The sequence below is a fragment of the Biformimicrobium ophioploci genome, assembly GCF_030270605.1.
Taxonomy (GTDB): domain Bacteria; phylum Pseudomonadota; class Gammaproteobacteria; order Pseudomonadales; family Cellvibrionaceae; genus Biformimicrobium; species Biformimicrobium ophioploci.
The window spans coordinates 651,002-670,461 of sequence record NZ_BSYJ01000001.1; the positions used below are offsets into that span (position 1 = coordinate 651,002).

The 19,460-nt window shown below is 61.3% G+C and carries 17 protein-coding genes; 8 read left to right on the top strand and 9 right to left on the bottom strand.

Translation table 11 applies throughout. The features are described from left to right. The first annotated feature begins 85 nt into the window (after window positions 1-85). Complete coding sequence (locus QSJ80_RS02820) at window positions 86-1,768, top strand: DUF8614 domain-containing protein (protein WP_285762748.1); 1,683 nt, start codon at window positions 86-88, stop codon at window positions 1,766-1,768. A 105-nt stretch (window positions 1,769-1,873) separates the two neighbouring features. Here QSJ80_RS02820 and secB read toward each other — a convergent pair whose 3' ends face one another. From secB to QSJ80_RS02835, 3 genes are all read right to left on the bottom strand, one after another. After that, window positions 1,874-2,383, bottom strand: a complete 510-nt coding sequence (secB, locus tag QSJ80_RS02825) for a protein-export chaperone SecB (protein WP_434219161.1) — start codon at window positions 2,381-2,383, stop codon at window positions 1,874-1,876. A gap of 109 nt (window positions 2,384-2,492) precedes the next feature. Continuing rightward, entirely contained in the window at window positions 2,493-2,759 is a 267-nt protein-coding gene (gene grxC / locus QSJ80_RS02830) for a glutaredoxin 3 (protein WP_285762750.1), read from the bottom strand. 58 nt (window positions 2,760-2,817) lie between these two features. After that, the gene (locus QSJ80_RS02835) at window positions 2,818-3,225 is read right to left on the bottom strand and encodes a rhodanese-like domain-containing protein (RefSeq protein ID WP_285762751.1); all 408 of its coding nucleotides are present in this window, start codon (window positions 3,223-3,225) and stop codon (window positions 2,818-2,820) included. 344 nt (window positions 3,226-3,569) lie between these two features. Here QSJ80_RS02835 and gpmI point away from each other — a divergent pair, with 344 nt between their 5' ends. The 3 genes from gpmI (at window position 3,570) to QSJ80_RS02850 (ending at window position 7,781) form a co-directional block, all read left to right on the top strand. Further along, window positions 3,570-5,105, top strand: coding sequence for a 2,3-bisphosphoglycerate-independent phosphoglycerate mutase (gene gpmI / locus QSJ80_RS02840; protein ID WP_285762752.1), 1,536 nt, complete (start codon window positions 3,570-3,572; stop codon window positions 5,103-5,105). 47 nt (window positions 5,106-5,152) lie between these two features. Further along, window positions 5,153-6,268, top strand: coding sequence for a murein hydrolase activator EnvC family protein (locus tag QSJ80_RS02845; RefSeq protein WP_285762753.1), 1,116 nt, complete (start codon window positions 5,153-5,155; stop codon window positions 6,266-6,268). A gap of 130 nt (window positions 6,269-6,398) precedes the next feature. Next, entirely contained in the window at window positions 6,399-7,781 is a 1,383-nt protein-coding gene (locus QSJ80_RS02850; protein ID WP_285762754.1) for a S41 family peptidase, read from the top strand. Window positions 7,782-7,854: 73 nt separating this feature from the next. On the opposite strand, the gene QSJ80_RS02855 is transcribed toward QSJ80_RS02850, so the two are convergent. From QSJ80_RS02855 to hisB, 6 genes are all read right to left on the bottom strand, one after another. Further along, window positions 7,855-8,826 (bottom strand): MBL fold metallo-hydrolase, encoded by a 972-nt coding sequence (locus QSJ80_RS02855; protein WP_285762755.1) that lies wholly within the window; start codon window positions 8,824-8,826, stop codon window positions 7,855-7,857. Window positions 8,827-8,989: 163 nt separating this feature from the next. Further along, window positions 8,990-10,318: a DUF418 domain-containing protein gene (locus tag QSJ80_RS02860; protein WP_285762756.1), complete on the bottom strand. Its 1,329-nt coding sequence runs from the start codon at window positions 10,316-10,318 to the stop codon at window positions 8,990-8,992. 149 nt (window positions 10,319-10,467) lie between these two features. Next, entirely contained in the window at window positions 10,468-11,229 is a 762-nt protein-coding gene (gene hisF, locus QSJ80_RS02865) for an imidazole glycerol phosphate synthase subunit HisF (RefSeq protein WP_285762757.1), read from the bottom strand. Window positions 11,230-11,262: 33 nt separating this feature from the next. Further along, complete coding sequence (gene hisA / locus QSJ80_RS02870) at window positions 11,263-12,000, bottom strand: 1-(5-phosphoribosyl)-5-[(5-phosphoribosylamino)methylideneamino]imidazole-4-carboxamide isomerase (RefSeq protein WP_285762758.1); 738 nt, start codon at window positions 11,998-12,000, stop codon at window positions 11,263-11,265. A gap of 29 nt (window positions 12,001-12,029) precedes the next feature. After that, on the bottom strand, window positions 12,030-12,674 hold the full coding sequence (hisH, locus tag QSJ80_RS02875) for an imidazole glycerol phosphate synthase subunit HisH (RefSeq protein WP_285762759.1): 645 nt from the start codon (window positions 12,672-12,674) through the stop codon (window positions 12,030-12,032). Between the two features lie 112 nt (window positions 12,675-12,786). Then, the gene (gene hisB / locus QSJ80_RS02880) at window positions 12,787-13,377 is read right to left on the bottom strand and encodes an imidazoleglycerol-phosphate dehydratase HisB (RefSeq protein ID WP_285762760.1); all 591 of its coding nucleotides are present in this window, start codon (window positions 13,375-13,377) and stop codon (window positions 12,787-12,789) included. A gap of 163 nt (window positions 13,378-13,540) precedes the next feature. Between hisB and QSJ80_RS02885 the strand changes: the two genes are divergently transcribed. From QSJ80_RS02885 to mutY, 4 genes are all read left to right on the top strand, one after another. Further along, the gene (locus QSJ80_RS02885) at window positions 13,541-13,843 is read left to right on the top strand and encodes a hypothetical protein (protein WP_285762761.1); all 303 of its coding nucleotides are present in this window, start codon (window positions 13,541-13,543) and stop codon (window positions 13,841-13,843) included. Window positions 13,844-13,932: 89 nt separating this feature from the next. Next, the gene (locus QSJ80_RS02890) at window positions 13,933-16,095 is read left to right on the top strand and encodes a TonB-dependent receptor (protein ID WP_285762762.1); all 2,163 of its coding nucleotides are present in this window, start codon (window positions 13,933-13,935) and stop codon (window positions 16,093-16,095) included. Between the two features lie 155 nt (window positions 16,096-16,250). Then, window positions 16,251-18,332, top strand: coding sequence for an AsmA family protein (locus QSJ80_RS02895; RefSeq protein WP_285762763.1), 2,082 nt, complete (start codon window positions 16,251-16,253; stop codon window positions 18,330-18,332). Beyond that, window positions 18,329-19,411 (top strand): A/G-specific adenine glycosylase, encoded by a 1,083-nt coding sequence (mutY, locus tag QSJ80_RS02900; protein WP_285762764.1) that lies wholly within the window; start codon window positions 18,329-18,331, stop codon window positions 19,409-19,411. Before QSJ80_RS02895 ends, mutY begins: the two co-directional genes overlap by 4 nt. Window positions 19,412-19,460: the final 49 nt, after the last annotated feature.

Below are 19,460 nucleotides of genomic sequence, written 5' to 3' on the forward strand. Positions count from 1 at the left end.
CTATTCCTCCACAGCCCCCTGGCTGGACATTCTCTTCGCCGCGGTAATAATGCGTGACGAGAATAAGAGAATGCCAGGGGGCAATATGCAACTCAAATCACTGGTCGCAGCCATCGCGCTGTCCGGCCTGGTCAGTGCCTGCGGCAACGCGGACAAAGACACGGCCAATGACGCTGCACAAGCCGATGCGGCCAAGGCAACCGATGCCGCTGTCGCGGCACCGCGCAACGAGATCTACGTACCGGTAGAGCTGACCACCGACCTCTCCCACCTGTCCGAAAACCAGAAAAAGATGATTGGCCTGCTGATCGATGCCGGCCGGGTCATGGATGGCCTGTTCTGGCGCCAGTCCTATGGCTGGCGCAAGGACCTGCTGGGTGCGCTGAAGGACGACCCGGAGGCGCGCAACTTCGCCAGGATCAATTACGGTCCCTGGGACCGCCTCGCGGACAACCGACCGTTCGTGGCCGGTTACGGGCCCAAGCCCAAGGGTGCCCAGTTCTACCCGGCTGACATGACCAAGGAAGAGTTCGAAGCCTGGGATGAGCCGGACAAGGACGACCTCTACTCGCTGGTACGCCGCGATGACGCCACTGGCCAGCTCAAGCTGGTGCCGTACAGCGAGGTATACCGCCGTCCGCTCGAACGCGCTGCAGCACTGTTGCAGGAGGCGGCCAAGCTGGCGGAGCACAAGGGTTTTGCCGACTACCTGGAGATGCGCGCCGAGGCGCTGCTGACCGATGACTACCAGCCCAGCGACTTCGCCTGGATGGACGTCAAGACCAACCCGATCGACGTGGTGATCGGCCCCATCGAGACCTACGAAGACCAGCTGTTCGGTTACCGTGCCGCCTTCTCCACCTACGTGCTGGTCAAGGACCTGGCGTGGAGCGAGCGCCTGGCCAAGTTTGCGGCTTTCCTGCCGGAACTGCAGCGCGGCCTGCCGGTGGCGGACGAGTACAAGGAAGAGGAGCCGGGCACGGATTCCGACCTCAATGCCTATGATGTGGTTTTCTATGCCGGCGACAGCAATGCGGGTTCCAAGACCATCGCCATCAACCTGCCGAACGACGAGCAGGTGCAGCTGGAAAAAGGCACCCGTCGCCTGCAGCTGAAGAACGCCATGCGCGCCAAATTCGACAAGATCCTGCTGCCGATTTCGGACGTACTGATCGCCGAGGAGCAGCGCAAGCACATCACCTTCCCGGCGTTCTTTGCTAACACCATGTTCCACGAAGTGGCGCACGGCCTCGGTATCAAGAAAACCATCACCGACGGCAAGACCGTGCGTGCGGCGCTGAAGGAAACCGCTTCACCGCTGGAAGAGGGCAAGGCGGATATCCTCGGCCTGTACATGGTCACCGAGCTGTTCAACAAGGGCGAGATGGATGAGGGCGAGGTGATGGATAACTACGTCACCTTTATGGCCGGCATCTTCCGCAGCGTGCGTTTCGGTGCCGCCAGTGCACACGGCCGCGCCAACATGATGCGATTCAACTTCTTCCGTAATGAAGGCGCCTTCAGCCGCGACGAAGCCACCGGTCACTACCGTGTCGACTTCGACAAGATGCAGGCGGCCATGGCGAAGCTGTCCAACCTGATCCTCACCATCCAGGGCGACGGCGACTACGAACAGGCGAAGAAGCTGCTGGAAGAGCAGGGCCTGATCCAGCCGGAATTGCAGGCAGACCTGGATCGCCTGGCGTCGGCGAAGATCCCGGTGGATGTCACGTTCATCCAGGGCAAGAAGGTGCTGGGGCTGGAATAAACCGGCATTACCGGCACAAATAAAAAAGGCTCCCATTTCCAAACGAAAGGGAGCCTTTTTTATTGCCCCGTCGCCGGGGCTTGTTCAGGAGCTGTGCGCCAGTGATCAGGCGTCAGCTTGTTCCTTGGCCTGAGCTTCCTGCGCAGCCTGCTGCATGGCAGCGGCGAACAGCGCGTCGAAGTTGATCGGCGGCAGCATCAGGGCCGGGAAGGAACCCTTGGTGACGGTGTTGTCGATGACTTCACGGGCGTACGGGAACAGGATGTTCGGGCATACGGTGTTCAGCACCTGCGCCAGCTGCTGGCCTTCGAGGCCGGCAACGGTGAACAGGCCAGCCTGCTGCACCTCGATCAGGAAGGCTACTTCTTCCTCGAACTTGGTGGTAACAGTCAGGGTCAGGTTGACCTCGTACAGGTCTTCGTCGACCTTGGTGGTCTTGGTGTTCAGTTCCTGGTTAACCTGCGGCTGCCACTGCTTCTTGAATACTTCCGGACCCATCGGGGTCTCGAAGGACAGGTCCTTCAGGTAGATGCGCTGCATCTGGAATTGCTGTTCCGGGGCCTGTGCTTCGGTTGCTGCGGCGTTCTGTTCTTCAGCCATGTTACTGCCTGCTATCTCTTGAGTTAATTTATTGCCCTGGCGGCCTGGCCGCAGCGGCATTTTCTTATGTTGTGCATATCCGTATGGGGGCCGCCCCTGAGGCTTTCAAGGGCGACTTCCAAATTTATGCGCTCTGCCGGCCCAGCAGGGAATCCAGCTGGCGACTGCGCTCCAGGGCCATCAGTTCGTCACAACCGCCGACGTGATGGTCATCAATCCAGATCTGCGGCACTGTGTGGCGGCCGCCGGCCTTGCGCGTCATTTCGGCGCGCAGTTGTGCCTTGCCGTCTACCGCGATCTCGCGGTAGTTGACGCCCTTGCTCTTCAGCAGGTGCTTGGCACGGATGCAAAAGGGGCAGAAGCGCGTGGTGTAGATGACGACATTCGCCATGGTGCGTTTACCTCTTTATTCCTGCTCTGGCCGCCCACCGGGGACGGCCGCAAAATCATTACTTGACCAGTGGCAGCTGCTGGCTGGTCCACTCGGTCATGCCGCCTTCCAGGCGGCGGACTTCGAAACCCTCACCGCGCAACAGACGTCCGGCGGCGCCGGCGTGCTGGCCGATCTTGTCGGCGACGATCAGGGTCTTGTCCTTGTGCTTGTTCAGTTCCGCAAGGCGCTCTTTCAGCTGGCCGTGCGGGATGTTGATCGCATCCACGATATGGCCGCCGGCAAACTCGTCCTTGTCGCGCACATCCACGATCACAGCCTGCTGCTGGTTGAGCATGCGGGTGACTTCATGGACACCGGTGGGCTTGCCCGCCTTGGCGCGCTCGGTAAAGGCAAAGGCGTAAATCAATACGACTAACAGGCTGACCAGCAGCCACTGTTCACTGATAAATTGAAAAAAATCCACTGTCGACCTTCTTGTCCGTTGCTGGGTGCGCGCCGCGTCCCGCCCTTCACCTTTTTAAGGGGGCGCAGTATACACCATTGTGGTGGTTTCTTAACCAGAATGGGCGGCCCGTAAGCGGCTGGCTGCCTGAGTCTGGTCACGCGGCGCCGGGCAGTTTCGCGCCAAACGGCCCGAATTACCAGCCTCGCGCCGGTCCGCCCCGGCCGGGCGGGCAAACGCGACCCGTGGCGCGAAATTGGGTAAAATGCCGCCTCTCTGGTTTTTGCGCTACGACCGCCTGGTCGTGCGCCGGTTAACCCGCATCTAATTAGGTCTGTTTAACAGGTAATAGGTTCATGGTGGAAATGAAGAACTCAGCGAAACGCCCGTTGGTGCTGCTTATCCTGGACGGCTTCGGTCACAGCGATAACCCGGAACACAACGCCATCCACGCTGCCAATTCACCGGTTTGGGACCGCATCTGGGCCGAGCGCCCGCACACCCTGATCCAGACCTCTGGTATGGCGGTGGGCCTGCCGGAAGGGCAGATGGGTAATTCCGAGGTGGGTCACATGACTCTGGGTGCCGGCCGTGTCGTCTACCAGAACTACACCCGCATCAACAAATCCATCAAGGACGGCGACTTCTTCCGCAACCCGGCCTACACCGAGGCGGTGGACAAGGCCGTGGCCGCCGGCAAGGCGGTCCATATCATGGGCCTGCTGTCGCCGGGCGGTGTACACAGCCACGAGGACCACTTTGTGGCCATGGCGACCCTGGCGGCGCAGCGCGGTGCCAGCAAGATCTACCTGCACGCATTCCTCGACGGTCGCGACACGCCGCCGCGCAGCGCGGAGGATTCACTGGCGCGCCTGGACCAGGTGTTTGACGCACTGGGCGTGGGCCGTATTGCCAGCATCTGTGGCCGCTACTACGCCATGGACCGCGACCAGCGCTGGGATCGCACCGAGCGCGCCTACCGCCTGCTGACCGAGGGCGTGGCCGAATACAGCGAGGGCTCCTCCGTTGCTGGCCTCAAGGCCGCCTACGCGCGCGATGAGAACGACGAATTCGTACAGCCCACCGCGATCGGCGATGCGGTCGCAATCGAGGATGGCGACGCGCTGCTGTTTATGAACTTCCGCCCGGACCGCGCGCGCCAGATCAGCCGCGCGTTTGTCGATGGCGACTTCGATGGCTTCAAGCGTGCACAGCAGCCGCAGGTGCGCTTCGTGATGACCACTGAATATGCAGCCAATATCGACGCCGCCTGTGCCTTCCCGCCGGAGCCGCTGACCAACTCCCTCGGTGAGTACCTGTCCGGTATCGGCCGCAAGCAGCTGCGCATTGCCGAGACCGAGAAGTACGCGCACGTGACTTTCTTCTTCAGCGGTGGCCGTGAAGAACCTTATGCGGGCGAGGAGCGCATCCTGGTGAAATCCCCGGACGTCGCCACCTACGACCTGCAGCCGGAAATGAGTGCGCCGGAAGTGACCGACAAGTTGGTCGCGGCCATTGCCAGCGACGAGTTTGATGCCATTATCTGTAACTACGCCAACGGCGACATGGTGGGCCACACCGGCAGCTTTGACGCCGCAGTAAAGGCGGTGGAAGCGCTGGATGGCTGCGTGGAGCGCGTGGTCGAAGCGGCACTGGCCGCCGGCGGCGAGGTGCTGATCACTGCGGACCACGGCAACGTCGAGGAGATGTTCGACGCCGGCTCCGGCCAGGTCAGCACCCAGCACTCCACCCTGCCGGTGCCGTTTGTGTATATCGGTGAGCGCGCGGTGAAGCTGTCGGACAATGGCAGCCTCGCCGATGTGGCGCCGACCATGCTGGCGCTGATGGATCTGCCGCAGCCGGAAGAGATGACCGGCCGCAGCCTGGTGGAATTTGACTGAACCTTGAAGCTTAGAAGCGTAAAAAATAAAAACCGATGCACAGAGTTTTGATATTTCCGTTGCTGCTGGCGAGCCTGTTGCTGGGCACGCCGGCAATGGCCGATGACCAGAAACGCCTGGAGGCCGTGCAAAAGAACATTGCATTGCTGAAGAAAGAACTCAGCGAGGTGAAGACCGAGCGCCAGAAATTACTGGCCGCGCTCGAGCGCAACGAAGTGGACATCGGCACCCTGAGCGAGCGGGTCGACAAGATCAAGAAAGACCTGAAGACGCGGCAGGATAAACTCAAGAAGCTGCACCAGGAAAAGAAAACGCTGGAGACGGGCCAGCGAAGTATGCAGGGGCAGGTGGAAAGGGAAATCGCCACCGCCTACCAGATGGGCCGGCAGGAGCAACTCAAACTCCTGCTCAACCAGCAAGACCCGCAACAGGTCGCCCGCCTCCTCCGCTACCACGATTACCTCCTCTCCGCCCGCAGCCAGACCCTCACCGCCTATAGCGAAAACCTCGAATCCCTGGAACGGGTGCGCCTGGATATCGAGGCGGAGACCAGCGCACTGCGACGCGAGCGCGACCAGCTCGCCAGTCGCCAGCAGGATTTACGCGCGCGCCAGCAGGACCGGCGCCAGACCCTGGATGCACTGGCGAAGAAACTCGGCAGCCGCAGTGAGCAATTGCAGCGCCTGCAGGCAGACCGGCAACGGCTGCAGAAAATACTCGACAGCGTCAGCGACGCGCTGGCCTCGCTGGTAAGCCCGCAGGACGGTGCCAGCTTCAAGAGCCGGCGCGGCAAGATGGCGTGGCCGGTCAAGGGGCGCCGCGGCAATGCATTTGGCAGCCGCCGTGACAGCGGGCTGGACTGGCAGGGCATCAACATCCGCGCCAGTGAGGGCACCGCAGTGCGCGCCATCCACCGCGGGCGCGTGGTGTTTTCCGATTACCTGCGCAACCTGGGCCTGCTGATTATCCTCGACCACGGCGACGGCTACATGAGCCTGTACGGCCACAACCAGGCGCTGTCCCGTGAGCTGGGCGACTGGGTAGAAGCGGGCGACACCATCGCCCGCGTCGGCAACAGTGGCGGCCACGATCGTCACGGTGTTTACTTTGAGATACGCCGTCACGGCAAGCCGGTCGACCCGATGAGCTGGTGTCGCGGCTGACAGCGAACCGTGTCGCAGTTGGAATTGCGCGTCGCGCGCGCCGGGTAATCCGGCGCCATTTTCAGCAGGCGGGGGGAGCCTCGGGTCTACACTTCTAATCTGAAGGGAAGTCAGGGCCGAGGAAATCTCCATGCAAATCCCCCGCAAGTTAAAGCGCCTGTGTGTCGGTGTCATTGGCGCAACAGCGCTGGCGACCCTGCCGGTAATGGGTCTGGCTGAAGCCGGATCGGAGCAGGCTGAAAATCCGGAGGCGCGCCTGCCACTGGAAGACCTGCGCACCTTTGCCAAGGTGTTCGAGCAGATCCGCCGCGGCTACGTCAATGAAATCGACGACCGCACACTGCTCGAGCATGCCATCCGCGGCATGTTGCAGGGCCTCGATCCCCACTCCGCCTACCTCGACAGCAGCTCCTTCTCCGACCTGCAGGAAAACACCACCGGTGAGTTCACCGGCCTGGGGGTGGAGATTGCCGTGGGCCGCGGCCACATCACCGTGGTCACGCCGATGGACGGCACCCCGGCCGCACGTGCCGGCCTGCAGGCGGGTGACGTGATCCTGCGCCTTGCGGGTGAGTCCATGCGCGGCGCCACGCTGGACAAGGCGATCAAGAACATGCGCGGCCCGGTGGGCACCAGCGTCAACATGACCATTGCGCGCGAAGGCATCGAACAGCCGTTCGAAGTCACCGTGCGGCGCGACCGCGTGCGGGTGCCGAGTGTGCGTGCGCAGATGCTGGAGCCCGGTTTCGGTTACGTGCGCATCGGCCAGTTCCAGATGGAAACCGGCCCTGATGTCATCAAGTCTGTCACCGACCTGCAGCAGCGCAATGACCTGAAGGGTCTGGTGCTGGACCTGCGCAACAATCCCGGCGGTGTGTTGCAGGCCTCCGTGGATGTGGTGGATGCATTCCTGGAGAAAGGATTGGTGGTCTATACCGAGGGCCGCGATGACACGTCCGAATTCAGCGCGTCCGCGCAGCCGGGCGACATCATCAACGGCGTTCCGATCGTGGTGCTGATCAATGAGGGTTCCGCGTCGGCTTCGGAAATTGTCGCCGGCGCATTACAGGACCATCGCCGCGCCGTGGTGATGGGTACTGACAGCTTCGGCAAGGGTTCGGTACAGACGGTAATCCCGATCAGTAATGAGCGCGCCATCAAACTGACCACTGCGCTGTATTACACACCCAGTGGACGCTCGATTCAGGCCCAGGGCATCACCCCGGATATCGTGGTTGAGCGCGCGAAAGTGGAAACGCTGCAGGCGCGCCGCCGCACCACCGAGGCGGACCTGGCCGGACACCTGGCTAACGGTAACGGCGGTGCAGAGAACAATGCCGCTGCGCGGGAAGAAGCCAGTGATGATGGCGTGGAGGCTTGGCAGTCCCGCGACAATCAGGTGTTCGAGGCGTTGAGCCTGCTCAAGGGGCTGCAGATACTGTCGGCGAACTCAGTACAGAACAGTGCCGCCGGGAGTGTCGGCACGGACAAGGCTGCGGTGCTGGATCGCTAGCTAGCGCCCCCAACCAAACTATTTCAGCTCCCACTCTGGCTGCAACACAGTTGTGTCGAGCTGAAAATTTCTACTATCTAACAATCCAGGTAGGTTTTGGACCTTTTCTGTTTGTATAGATGGTTCCGACAGAACCATTGATCATCTGGGATCTAGTCAATTGCAGATGATTTCTCAATGCGTGAGTAGCCTCGATACCGGTGCAATGCGCGCCGATGAAGTGTTCTATTCCTACACCTTCTAACTCTCTCGCTGTCCATTGTAGTTGGTTGTCATCTTTGTCAAGTAAATGGAACCCACCGATTGCGGCCTTAAGCTGAGGCGACTTTGTTACGGATGCTGAATGCTTGATTATGTTGACCAGCCCTGCGTGACCGCAGCCAGAGACCACGATGGTTCCGTCGGCCGTCTGAATATAGAGAGATAAGCTTTCCGGGACAGTGTCGACGTTCCATTGATTGTTAATTCTTACCTGAAACTTTTCATCTCGGCCATAGTTCTGCTCGTTAGTCACTCTCGGTACCGGTCCGCTAATCCACACCCCGGGAAAAATCTCTTTTTCCTTATCGTATACGAAGACCTGGCCACCTGATTGCTCATACAGTTTTCTTTCCTGAATCATCTGATTGAGCTGCGCGGGCTCCCCTTTATACTTCCTTTTGCTAAAAAGGTGCTTGTTCACGTGCAGGCGTGAAAGCGCATCGGGGTTTCGAGGGGCGAGTTGGTTGCGAAGGTGCAGGAGGCCGCCGGTATGGTCATCGTGAAAGTGACTGAGAACGACATCAGTCACATCGGAAAGGTCTAACCCCAGCGCTTTTGAATTCTCCCAGACTGTTTTTCTGGTGCGGCCGGTATCGAATAGCAGCTTCTGGCCGTCCACCTCTACCAGCGCGGAAAACCCCCATTCGCCAAGGAGTGGCCTATCAGGGGTTCCGTAGTCTGCAATCATGGTTGATAGGAGGGTGATCTTTACATCTTCCGCCTGCTTGGCAGCAGCATAGGAAAATAGGCCAAAAAAACTAACAGCAAAGATTATGAGTCTCATTGGGTTACCTTTTGGCGCTATTATTCATGATGTTGCGCAACTTGTTTCGCGCCCAGTTTTAGGAGTCGTGCAGCGTCGTTATAAAAAATCTCGCGTTTCTGGTTTTCGCTAAAGACGTCGACCGCCTCGATCACCGCGAAACGGTCCGCCCTAACATTTTGGCTCAGGCGTTGTCTGGCAGTGCTGGCGCGCTTGTCGTCTGTGCGCGTCGCATAGGCTGGCGTTGCCAGTAGGTGAGGGAACGCCACAGCCACTCGAAGGGCCCGAAACGGAAATACTGCAGCCACAGGCGGCTCCAGATGATTTGTACCACCCAGATGGCGAAGACAAAAAAGTAAAGCTGGTAGCCGAAATATTTGCCGAACAGGCCCGCGCCAAAACCGTAGAAAACCAGCGCACAGATGATCGACTGGGTCAGGTAATTCGTGAGGGCCATCTGCCCGACATATTGCATGCTGCGCGCGAAGCCGCGCAGTAGTCCGGATTTGCAAAACAGGATGATCAGGCACATGTGGCCAAGCGTCAGCAGTACACGGCAAATTTCATAGGTGATGCCTGAAGACTCCCACACGATCGGGTCGAAGTCACTGCTGTATACCCGCCACACGGCGATTGCAGCCATGGGTATGGCGATGCCGTAGCAGATAGCCATTCCCCTGAGATAGAAGCCGGCAGCGCGCTGGCCGGTGATGATACCGGCTTTAAATAAAACCATGCCAAGCGTCATCATCAGGATGACATCCCAGAACCAGTACTCGAACAGGAAGAAACCGTTTTTCCAGAAAGGTGCCGCGGCGTCTGAGAGGAAAATATCGCCGAGGCCGCCCTGCATTGTTTCAAGATGTTCCTGCACGACCTTGTCGTCGTAAGCGGTTGGCCGCTTTTCCCAGCCCTCAATCGCGGACTCCTGCTCTTCCGATAGTTCCTGACTCGCATTCTTGACCGTCAGTGCCGCCTCATAGTCGGCTTTTTGCTCGATGCGCTCCTGCCAACCCAGGTAAATGACCGAGGTCATGCCAATCAGAATGATCAGGGAGAAGGCAATGAGGTGGCGCGATGGGACGTTTCTGAGCGGGAATAGCAGCAGCGCGGCGAGCGCATAGGGCACAAGTATGTCGCCACTCCACATGAACAGGAAGGCATTCACCAGACCGAACACCAGCAGCCACAGGTTGCGCCGGAAATAGATGTCCGCAGCGAGCGGGCCGCGCTGGCCGGATTCCATCCGGCTGGTCAGGAGTATGATCCCGGCACCAAACAGCAAGCTAAACAGGCCGCGCTGCGTTCCCGAGAAGAAGCCGTCAATCACCAGCCAGGTTTCCGGCCAGGCGCCCGGCTGCCCGGCAGTAATACCTGGGTTCCACCAGACATGGTAGGGCTGTGCGAAAACGACGATATTCATCAGCAATATGCCGAATACTGCAAAGCCGCGCAGGATATCGAGGGTGTCGATCCGGTTGTTGTCGGAAACCGGGGATGGCAATACGGTCATGAGCTCCTCCTGAGGATGCCCGTAACCCTAAACTGCAGGGAATGTCTGAAAGGGGTGTGTTGAACGGGTTATGAAAAGCGCTTTCGCAACCCGCGTCAATCACAGGCCATTACAGCTACCTCTTGTTGCAACCCCTGTCACAAAAGCAGTCACAACCGCACTTCAATACCACGCGCCTGCATATGGCGCTTGGCCTCTTCCACGCTGTACTCGCCGAAGTGGAAGATACTGGCGGCGAGTACCGCATCCGCACCGCCTTCACTCACCCCTTCCGCCAGGTGATCCAGGTTGCCGACACCGCCGGAGGCGATCACCGGTACCGGCACTGCGTCGCTGATGGCGCGGGTTAACACCAGGTCGAAGCCGTTCTTGGTGCCGTCGCGGTCCATGCTGGTCAGCAGGATTTCACCAGCGCCCAGCTCGCACATTTTCCTGGCCCACTCGACCGCATCGATGCCGGTCGGCTTGCGCCCGCCGTGGATAAAGATCTCCCACTTGCCCTCGCCTACCTGCTTGGCGTCGATGGCAACCACAATGCACTGGGCTCCGAAACGCTCCGACGCGGCGCGCACGAAATCCGGGTTCTTCACCGCAGCGGAATTAATCGCCACCTTGTCCGCACCCGCATTGAGCAGAGTGCGGATATCTTCCAGCGTGCGCACGCCGCCGCCGACGGTCAGCGGGATAAACACCTGCGCCGCAATCTGTTCCACCGTGTGTGCGGTGGTGTCGCGGTCTTCGTGGGTGGCGGTGATGTCGAGGAAGGTGATTTCATCGGCGCCGGCATCGTTGTAGCGCTTGGCGATTTCCACCGGGTCGCCCGCGTCGCGGATGCCGACAAAATTCACGCCTTTGACGACGCGGCCGTTGTCCACGTCGAGGCAGGGAATGATGCGTTTGGCCAGGGTCATGCGCGTTTCTCGCTTGCCAGTGTCTTCAGGGAATTATTGTGTTGCGGCGTCACACAGACGCTGCGCTTCGGCCAGGTCCAGCGTGCCTTCGTAGATGGCGCGGCCGGTGATGGCGCCCTCGATACCCGGGTGGCCGGCGGCCAGCAGGCGCTCGACATCACCGAGGTCGGTCACACCGCCGGAAGCGATCACCGGGATCGGTGAGGCCTCTGCCATTTCCACCGTGGCCGGGATATTGACGCCCTGCATCATGCCGTCGCGGGCGATATCGGTATAGACGATGCTGCTGACACCGCAGTCGGCAAAACGTTTGGCCAGTTCGGTGGCGCGCTGCTCGGACACTTCCGCCCAGCCCTCTGTTGCCACCAGGCCGTCGCGCGCGTCGAGGCCGACAATGATGTGGCCCTCGAATTCACGGCAGGCCTCTTCCACCAGCTTCGGGTTCTTTACCGCAGCGGTGCCGATGATGGTCCACTGCACGCCGGCATCGAGGTAGGCCTCGATGGTGTGCAGGTCGCGGATGCCACCGCCGATCTGGATTGGCAGGCCGGCGAATTCCTTGGCGATTGCATGTACGGCGCCGTGGTTGACCGGCTTGCCGGCAAAGGCACCGTTCAGGTCCACCAGATGCAGGCGTTTGCAGCCGGCATCGACCCACACCTTTGCAGTGGCAACCGGGTCTTCCGAAAATACGGTGGCGTCTTCCATTTCACCCTGGCGCAGGCGCACGCACTGGCCGTCCTTGAGGTCAATCGCGGGAATGATAATCACAGCAAAATCCTTATCGGGAGTGGGCAGCCTCAGGGCTGCCAGTTCACAAAATTCCTGAGCAGTTGCAGGCCGGCGTCGCCACTTTTTTCCGGGTGGAACTGGCACGCAAACAGGTTTTTATCGGCCACGGCCGCCGCCAGTTGCACACCGTAACCGGTGGTGCCGCAGGCGTTGGGGTTACCTTCTGCCGGCACATAGTAGGAGTGCACGAAGTAAAAGCGGCTGCCGTCCTCGATGCCCTGCCACAGCGGGTGAGCCTGGTGTTGTTGCACCCGGTTCCAGCCCATGTGCGGCACCTTGAGGTTGTGGCCGTCCGGGCCCGGCAGCTCGCCAAAGTGCAGTACCGGTTGCGGGAAGATATTGAGGCAGTCGACGCCGCCGTTTTCCTCGCTGTGGTGCATCAGGATCTGCATGCCGACACAGATGCCGAGCACCGGCAGGCCGGCCTCGAGGGCATCGCGCAGCAGTGGCGCAAAGCCGGCATTTTCAAAACCTGCCATGCAGTCGCGCATGGCGCCCACGCCGGGCACGATCAGGCGGTCGGCACCTTCACATTCGGATGGGTGCTGTACAAGGCGCACGTCGGCGTCCGGCGCCACCAGGTGCAGGGCGCTGGCCACGGAGTGCAGGTTGCCCATGCCGTAGTCGAGAATTGCGATGGTTTGTTTTTGCATCTTTCCTAACTGGTTCAGTCGCGACCTGATCGCCGGTACTGCCCGTTGCAAACTGCCTGTTCGGCAAATGTTTGCAAGGCCAGCACACGGCGCGGTCGCTTAAGGCCTGAGCTTAAAGCACACCCTTAGTAGAGGGCATTTCGCCCGCCATCCTCGGATCGAGTTCGAGTGCCATGCGCAGCGCGCGCCCGAACGCCTTGAACACGGTTTCGATCTGGTGGTGCGCGTTGAAGCCGCGCAGGCAGTCGATGTGAAGCGTGACCTGGGCGTGGTTCACAAAGCCGTTGAAGAACTCGTAGAACAGCTCGGTATCAAAGCTGCCGATGCGCTTCTGGGTAAACGGCACATTCATGGTCAGGCCGGGGCGACCGGAGAAGTCGATCACCACGCGCGACAGCGCTTCGTCCAGCGGCACATAGCTGTGGCCGTAACGGGTCATGCCTTTCTTGTCGCCCACCGCCTGCGCGATGGCGCGGCCGAGGGTGATGCCGATGTCTTCCACGGTGTGGTGGTCGTCGATATGGGTGTCGCCGCGACAGGTGATATCCAGGTCGATCAGGCCATGGCGCGCGATCTGGTCGAGCATATGCTCGAGGAAGGGCACGCCGGTATCGAACTGGCCCTTGCCGGTGCCGTCGATGTCGATGGCAACCTTGATCTGGGTCTCGAGTGTATCCCTGGTGACGCTGGCGGTCCTTGGCAAAGCGGTTTCCTCACTGCAGTGTGACGCCCCGGTCTGTGAACGGCGGGGCAATTATGCTGAAAAGGCGGCGATTATAAGACGATTCTGTCGCCAAGGCGAAAACTGTAACACTTGAAACGGCGGGGGCTAGCGCTCGATGCGCCGGACCGATAGAATCCTGCGGATGAACCGGTCATTTGCCCAAAATCCGCACAGTTTGCGACGTGTCGGCGCTTTCACCAGCCTGCTGCTGGTGGTGGCGTTGTTGTTCGCACAGCCGCTGTGGGCCGGGCATATTCACCTGGATCACGGCACTGTCCTGGAGCAGTGTGACGACGGCAACCTGCATGCGCCGGCGGTCATTGCGTCCACTGAAGCCACTATGCCGGTGCCGGCTGCTCAGCAAGCCACCTCGAGCGCCGAGCGCGCCCACTGCCCTGCGGCAATCTACGCGGCCACTGCCCGCGGCCCCCCTGTTTCCTGTTAACACCACTCTATCCATAAAAACCCGAAATTGAATTCGTTGGCATACGGGCAGCGCCCCGTGTGCGTGTGTGTGAACAGGAATCCCTGATAATGAACAAGAAATCCCGTCTTGCGCTGGCCATCGCCAGTCTGTCTGTTGCCCCCGTGGTTTCGGTCAATGTCGTTGCCGCCGAGCAACTGGAAGAAATTGCCGTAACCGTGTCGCCGCTGGAGAAATCTGCCGACGCCGTAGCCGCCCCGGTCAGCATCCTTTCCGGTGACGAGCTGCGCCGCAAGGCCGCCGCTACCCTGGGCCAGACCCTGGAGAGTGAGCTGGGTGTGGCCAATGCGTCCTTCGGTGGCGGTGTGGGCCTGCCGGTGATCCGCGGCCAGAGCGCCAACCGGGTCAAGGTACTGCAGGACAACCTGGCGGTGGCCGATGCCTCCAACACCAGCTCCGACCACGCCAATGCACTGGAGCCGCTGCTGGCACAGCGCATTGAAATCCTGCGTGGCCCGGCTTCCCTGCGCTACGGCAGCGGCGCCATCGGCGGCGTGGTGAACGTCATCGATTCCCGTATCCCCACTGCACAGCCGCAGGCGCTGGATGGCGCCATGGAAATACGCCACAACACCGTTACCGACCAGGACACCGGCGTATTCCGCCTGCAGGGTGGCCTGGGCGATGCCTTTGCGCTGTACCTGGATGGCATGTACCGCGACAGTAACGACACCCGCATCAAGGGGGAAGCGGTGCGCCACGTGGACGACCACGATGACCACGAAGAGGCCATGCACGGCGCCGAAGACCTCGAGATACACGAAGAGCACGAGGAAGAGGAGTTCAACACCGACGGCTTCGTCAGCAACACCAACTCCCGTGCCCACAGCTACAGCTTTGGCGGCTCCTGGATCGGTGACAACGGCTTTCTCGGGCTGAGCGTCAACCGCCTGGAGAACAACTACGGTATCCCGCTGGGTGCGCATGAGCACCATCATGAAGAAGAACACCACGAGGAGGAGCATGCAGGCGAGGAGCTCGTCGGTGAAGAGCACGAGGAGCATGACGAGCACGGCGAAGAGTATGTGCGCATCGGCCTCGAGCAGACCCGCTACGACCTCAAGGGCGAGCACAACTTTGGTGACGATAACTACTGGAACAAGCTGAGCCTGCGCGCCGGCTACACCGATTACGCCCACACCGAATTCGAGGGCGAGGAAGTCGGCACCAAATTCAGCAATGACACCATCGATGGTCGCGTGGAACTGACTGCCGGCTACGAGGATGGCCTGCGCAGCGCCTACGGCCTGCAGTGGTCCGACAGCGACTTTGTCGCCGATGGCGAAGAAGCCTTTATCCAGCCTTCCCGCACCCGCGCGCTGGGCGCCTTCACCATGCAGGAACTTGCCTGGGATGCGTGGCACCTGGACCTGGGTGCGCGTGCCGAGACCGTATCCGTGGATCCGGAATTCGGTGCCGAGCAGGACTTCAACCTGTGGGCCGCGAGTGCCGGCCTGCAGTACTTCGTCGGTGAGCACAACCACCTGAGCCTGATCCTCAACAGCGCCGAGCGCGCACCGGTGGCGGAAGAGCTGTTTGCCGACGGTTTCCACGTGGCGGAGAGCCGCGTGATCCTGGGTGACAGCAACCTCGATAGCGAGCGTTCCAACAACTGGGAAATCGGTTACCACCACCACAACGACAATGCCGAAGGCTGGCACGCGATGAAGTTCGAAGCGAGCCTGTACCACAACAGCGTGGCCGACTACATTTACGCCGCCAACACCGGTGTGGAAGACCTCGAGGAAGAGGCGGACATCTACCAGTACGAAAACCGCGACGCGACTTTCTACGGTGCGGAAATGTCTGTGGCCATCCCGGTACACACCCTGTTTGCGGTGAGCGTATTCGGTGACGTGGTGCGCGCCGAGTTTGATGACGGCGAAGGCGAAGACCGCTATGTACCGCGCATGCCGCCGGCACGCGTGGGTGTGGGCCTGAACGGTGCCTACCGCCAGCTGACCTGGGACCTGCGTGCGACCCGCGCCCAGGCACAGGAGCGGGCCGGTGCGAATGAATCCGCGACCGATGCCTACACCCGTGTCGACCTGGCCATGCAGTACGATACCCAGCTGAAGGGCAAGGACGCGGTGGTATTCCTGAACGGCCGCAACCTGCTCGATGAGGAAATCCGCAACTCGGCTTCGCTGCTGCGCGATGTGGCGCCGGAAGCCGGCCGCGGCTTTGAAGCGGGGGTGCGCTTTTATTTTTAAGCGCGGGCTGTTTCAATAGCCGTCTTAATTGACGGCGCAGTCGTGATCAAATGGGCCTGAAAGGGCCAGGGGCCTGCGTTTTGCAGGCCCTTTTTGTATGGGCTGCATACACTGGACGCAATAAAGAGAACGCTCAGGGAAAAGGGAATTCGGCAATGCTGAAAAAACTGTTCATCTTTCTCATGGTGCTGGTCGCCATTTTTGTCGGCGCACTGGCGTGGCTGGTCTTCGCGGTGGACCCGAACCAGTACAAGCCGCAACTGCAGGACATGGCTGCCAAGCAGGGCATCAAGCTGGAGCTGGCGGGTGATATCGGCTGGCAGTTCTGGCCCTCCATCGGCCTGCAGGTGAGCGATGTCAGCATTGCGCCGAATGTGCGCCCGCTGGACAAGATCGTGCAGGCGGAACAGCTCAGCGTGGGGGTGGCATTGATGCCGCTGCTGCAGAAGAAGATCCATGTGGCGGACCTGGCCCTGCACAAGCCCACCATTACCCTGACCGTGGATGAACAGGGGCGCGGCAACTGGGAGGCCTTCAGCCAGCTCGCGGCAGTGCAGCAGAGTGCGCCGCTGGGTGGTCGTGGCCGCAGCGTGCGCCAGACTGCCAGCGCCAATGGCCTGGACCTGGCGGTGGACCAGGTCAGCATCAGTGACGGCACCCTTTCCTACAGCAATGCGCAGGACAAGAGTTCGCTCGAACTGCGGGAACTGGACCTGGTGGCAGACAGCATCCAGCTCGGTGGTGATCCCGGTGCCCTGGACCTGAGTGCCCAGCTGCACAGCAGCACCCTCAAGGCGCCGGTGGACCTGGAGCTGGAAGGCACCGTCGGCCTGGACAAGGCCCTGCGAGGCCTTCGCCTGCAGCCGCTGACCCTGCGCGCCGGCAGTGGCGATGCCAGTGCCACCGTCAACCTGCGCGGCAACGTGCAGCGCAAGGCCGAACACGGCCCTTGGCAGCTGCAGGTATCGGTCGACGGCAGCTTCAAGGAACTGAAAGACTGGCTCAAGCTCACCGGCACCGAGCTGGAAACCCGCGATCCGTCTGCCATGCAGCGCCTGACCCTGAATACCGAACTGCGCGGCGATACCGACAAAATGCAGCTGGAGCCGCTGCAGCTGCAGCTGGACGATTTCAAGCTCACGGGCCTGGCCGAGGTGGACAATACCCCGGCGGTACCGAACCTGACGCTGCGCCTGCAGGGTGAGGACCTGGTAGTGGACGGTTATCTGCCGCCGCAACAGGAAGGCGAGGAAGAAAGCGCCGCGGCGGCGCCGGTGGCAGCCCCGGCAGCGCTGCTGCCACTGGGCTCACTGCGCGGCTTTACCGCAGACCTGCAGCTGACCCTGAACCGCCTGCAGGCGCTGGACCTCACCATCGAGCAGCCGCGCGTGGCGGTCACTGCCAACAACGGCCTGGTAACCCTGAAGGAACTGGGCGGCGGCCTGTTCGGCGGCAAATTTGAAACCACCGGCAAGCTGGATGCGCGCGAGGAGCTGGCGCTGGTGGAATTCACCGGCGGCCTGCTTGGCGTCAAACTGGATGAGGTACAGGGTACCTATGCGCCCAGCGACAAGTTCAAGCTCGGCGGCAATGCGGACATCAAGTGGCAGGGCCGCACAGGGGGTGTTACCGACAAGGACCTGCAGGAGCAGCTGGAAGTGAATGCCAGCCTCGGCAGTGCCGATATGACCATGGCCCCGATCAATGTCGAGCGCGGCCTGTGTGAGCTGGTCGCCTATGTGGAGCGCGGTACGGGTGGACAGAGTACTGAACAGGCGCCGGCAGCAGAAGGTACAGAAGCGGGTACAGGACCCAAGCAGTGGCCGGCCGAGACCCGCCTGCAGAACCTGCAGGCGCGCATCCACTTCCTCGATAACATCGCCAAGGTCTCCGGTATCCAGGCCGGGGTGGAGAACCTGACCCTGACCGGTGACGGTAAGGTGGACCTGAACGCACAGAACTTTGACTTCGCCCTGGGCCTGTCGGTACAGGGCGAGGCCACATCGGAAGATGGCTGTAGCATCAAGAACCCGCGCTGGCGCAATCGCATCCTGCCGCTGCGCTGTGCCGCGAGCTTCGATGCCGTCAGTGCCACCACCTGCAAGCCGGATACCCGTCGCCTCGACGATCTGATCCGCGACGAGGCAGAGCACAAGCTGCGCAAGAAGTACGGCGATAAAATCGACGAAAAGAAAGAAGAGCTGAAAGACAAGCTCAAGGGCCTGTTTAAGCGATGAAACCGGTCGAATTCCAGCGCGCGGTACTTCGCTGGTTCGACCAGTTCGGCCGCAAGGACCTGCCCTGGCAGCAGGACATCAACCCCTACCGGGTGTGGGTGTCCGAGATCATGCTGCAACAGACCCAGGTCACTGCGGTGATCCCCTACTTCCAGCGCTTTATGCAGAGCTTCCCCACGGTGCAGGCACTGGCCGCGGCGGAGCAGGGCGAGGTGCTGGCGCACTGGAGCGGGCTCGGTTACTACGCCCGCGCGCGCAACCTGCACAAGTGCGCGATCGCGGTGATGGAGCAGCACGCTGGTGAATTCCCCCGGGACGTGGAACAGCTGGCGGAATTGCCCGGCATCGGCCGTTCCACCGCCGGCGCCATCGCCAGTATCAGTATGGGCCTGTCTGCACCCATCCTCGATGGCAACGTCAAGCGGGTGCTGGCGCGTTTCTATGCGGTACCCGGCTGGCCCGGCCAGAGCGCGGTGGCCAAACAGCTGTGGGCGCTGGCGGAGGAACTGACCCCCACCGAGCGCTGTAACGATTACACCCAGGTGATGATGGACCTGGGCGCTACCGTCTGTACCCGCAGCAAGCCGCGCTGCGGCGAGTGCCCGCTGGCCCGGTACTGCGCGGCCCACCAGGCCGGCAACCCGCAGGAATACCCCGGCAAGAAGCCCAAGAAGGAAAAGCCAGTCCGCGCCGCTCAGCTGCTGCTGGTGCTGAATGACAGGGGCCAGATCTGGCTGGAGCCGCGCCCGCCCAGTGGCATCTGGGGCGGCCTCTGGAGCCTGCCGGAAACCGACAACACCGGGGAATGGCTCAGCCAGCAGGGGCTGGCGCTGCTGGAGGAATCCAGCCTGCCGGCCATGCGCCATACCTTCACCCACTTCCACCTGGACATCGATCCGCTGGTGCTCAAGGTCGATGGCACAGCCGCCGCAATCGTGGCGGAGGGCGGCGGGAACTGGTATAACCTCGCCGACTTCGATGCCCCGCGCGCCGCCCAGAAACTGGGGGTGCCGGCGCCGGTGGTCAAGCTGGTGCAGCAACTGCTGGCACTGGATGCGCCGTTACTGGCGCTGCAGTAAACGAACACATCCGGGCGGCCCGAGCCGCCCGAAGCGAAAGCCCGAAGTA

Coding starts and splice junctions, on each gene's coding strand:
- grxC (WP_285762750.1), bottom strand. CDS start 2,759: ATGGCGAATGTCGTCATCTACACCACGCGCTTCTGCCCCTTTTGCATC.
- QSJ80_RS02855 (WP_285762755.1), bottom strand. CDS start 8,826: ATGAGACTCATAATCTTTGCTGTTAGTTTTTTTGGCCTATTTTCCTAT.
- hisH (WP_285762759.1), bottom strand. CDS start 12,674: ATGCAAAAACAAACCATCGCAATTCTCGACTACGGCATGGGCAACCTG.
- QSJ80_RS02895 (WP_285762763.1), top strand. CDS start 16,251: ATGCTGAAAAAACTGTTCATCTTTCTCATGGTGCTGGTCGCCATTTTT.
- QSJ80_RS02885 (WP_285762761.1), top strand. CDS start 13,541: ATGAACCGGTCATTTGCCCAAAATCCGCACAGTTTGCGACGTGTCGGC.
- hisF (WP_285762757.1), bottom strand. CDS start 11,229: ATGACCCTGGCCAAACGCATCATTCCCTGCCTCGACGTGGACAACGGC.
- QSJ80_RS02820 (WP_285762748.1), top strand. CDS start 86: ATGCAACTCAAATCACTGGTCGCAGCCATCGCGCTGTCCGGCCTGGTC.
- gpmI (WP_285762752.1), top strand. CDS start 3,570: ATGAAGAACTCAGCGAAACGCCCGTTGGTGCTGCTTATCCTGGACGGC.
- QSJ80_RS02850 (WP_285762754.1), top strand. CDS start 6,399: ATGCAAATCCCCCGCAAGTTAAAGCGCCTGTGTGTCGGTGTCATTGGC.
- mutY (WP_285762764.1), top strand. CDS start 18,329: ATGAAACCGGTCGAATTCCAGCGCGCGGTACTTCGCTGGTTCGACCAG.
- QSJ80_RS02890 (WP_285762762.1), top strand. CDS start 13,933: ATGAACAAGAAATCCCGTCTTGCGCTGGCCATCGCCAGTCTGTCTGTT.
- QSJ80_RS02860 (WP_285762756.1), bottom strand. CDS start 10,318: ATGACCGTATTGCCATCCCCGGTTTCCGACAACAACCGGATCGACACC.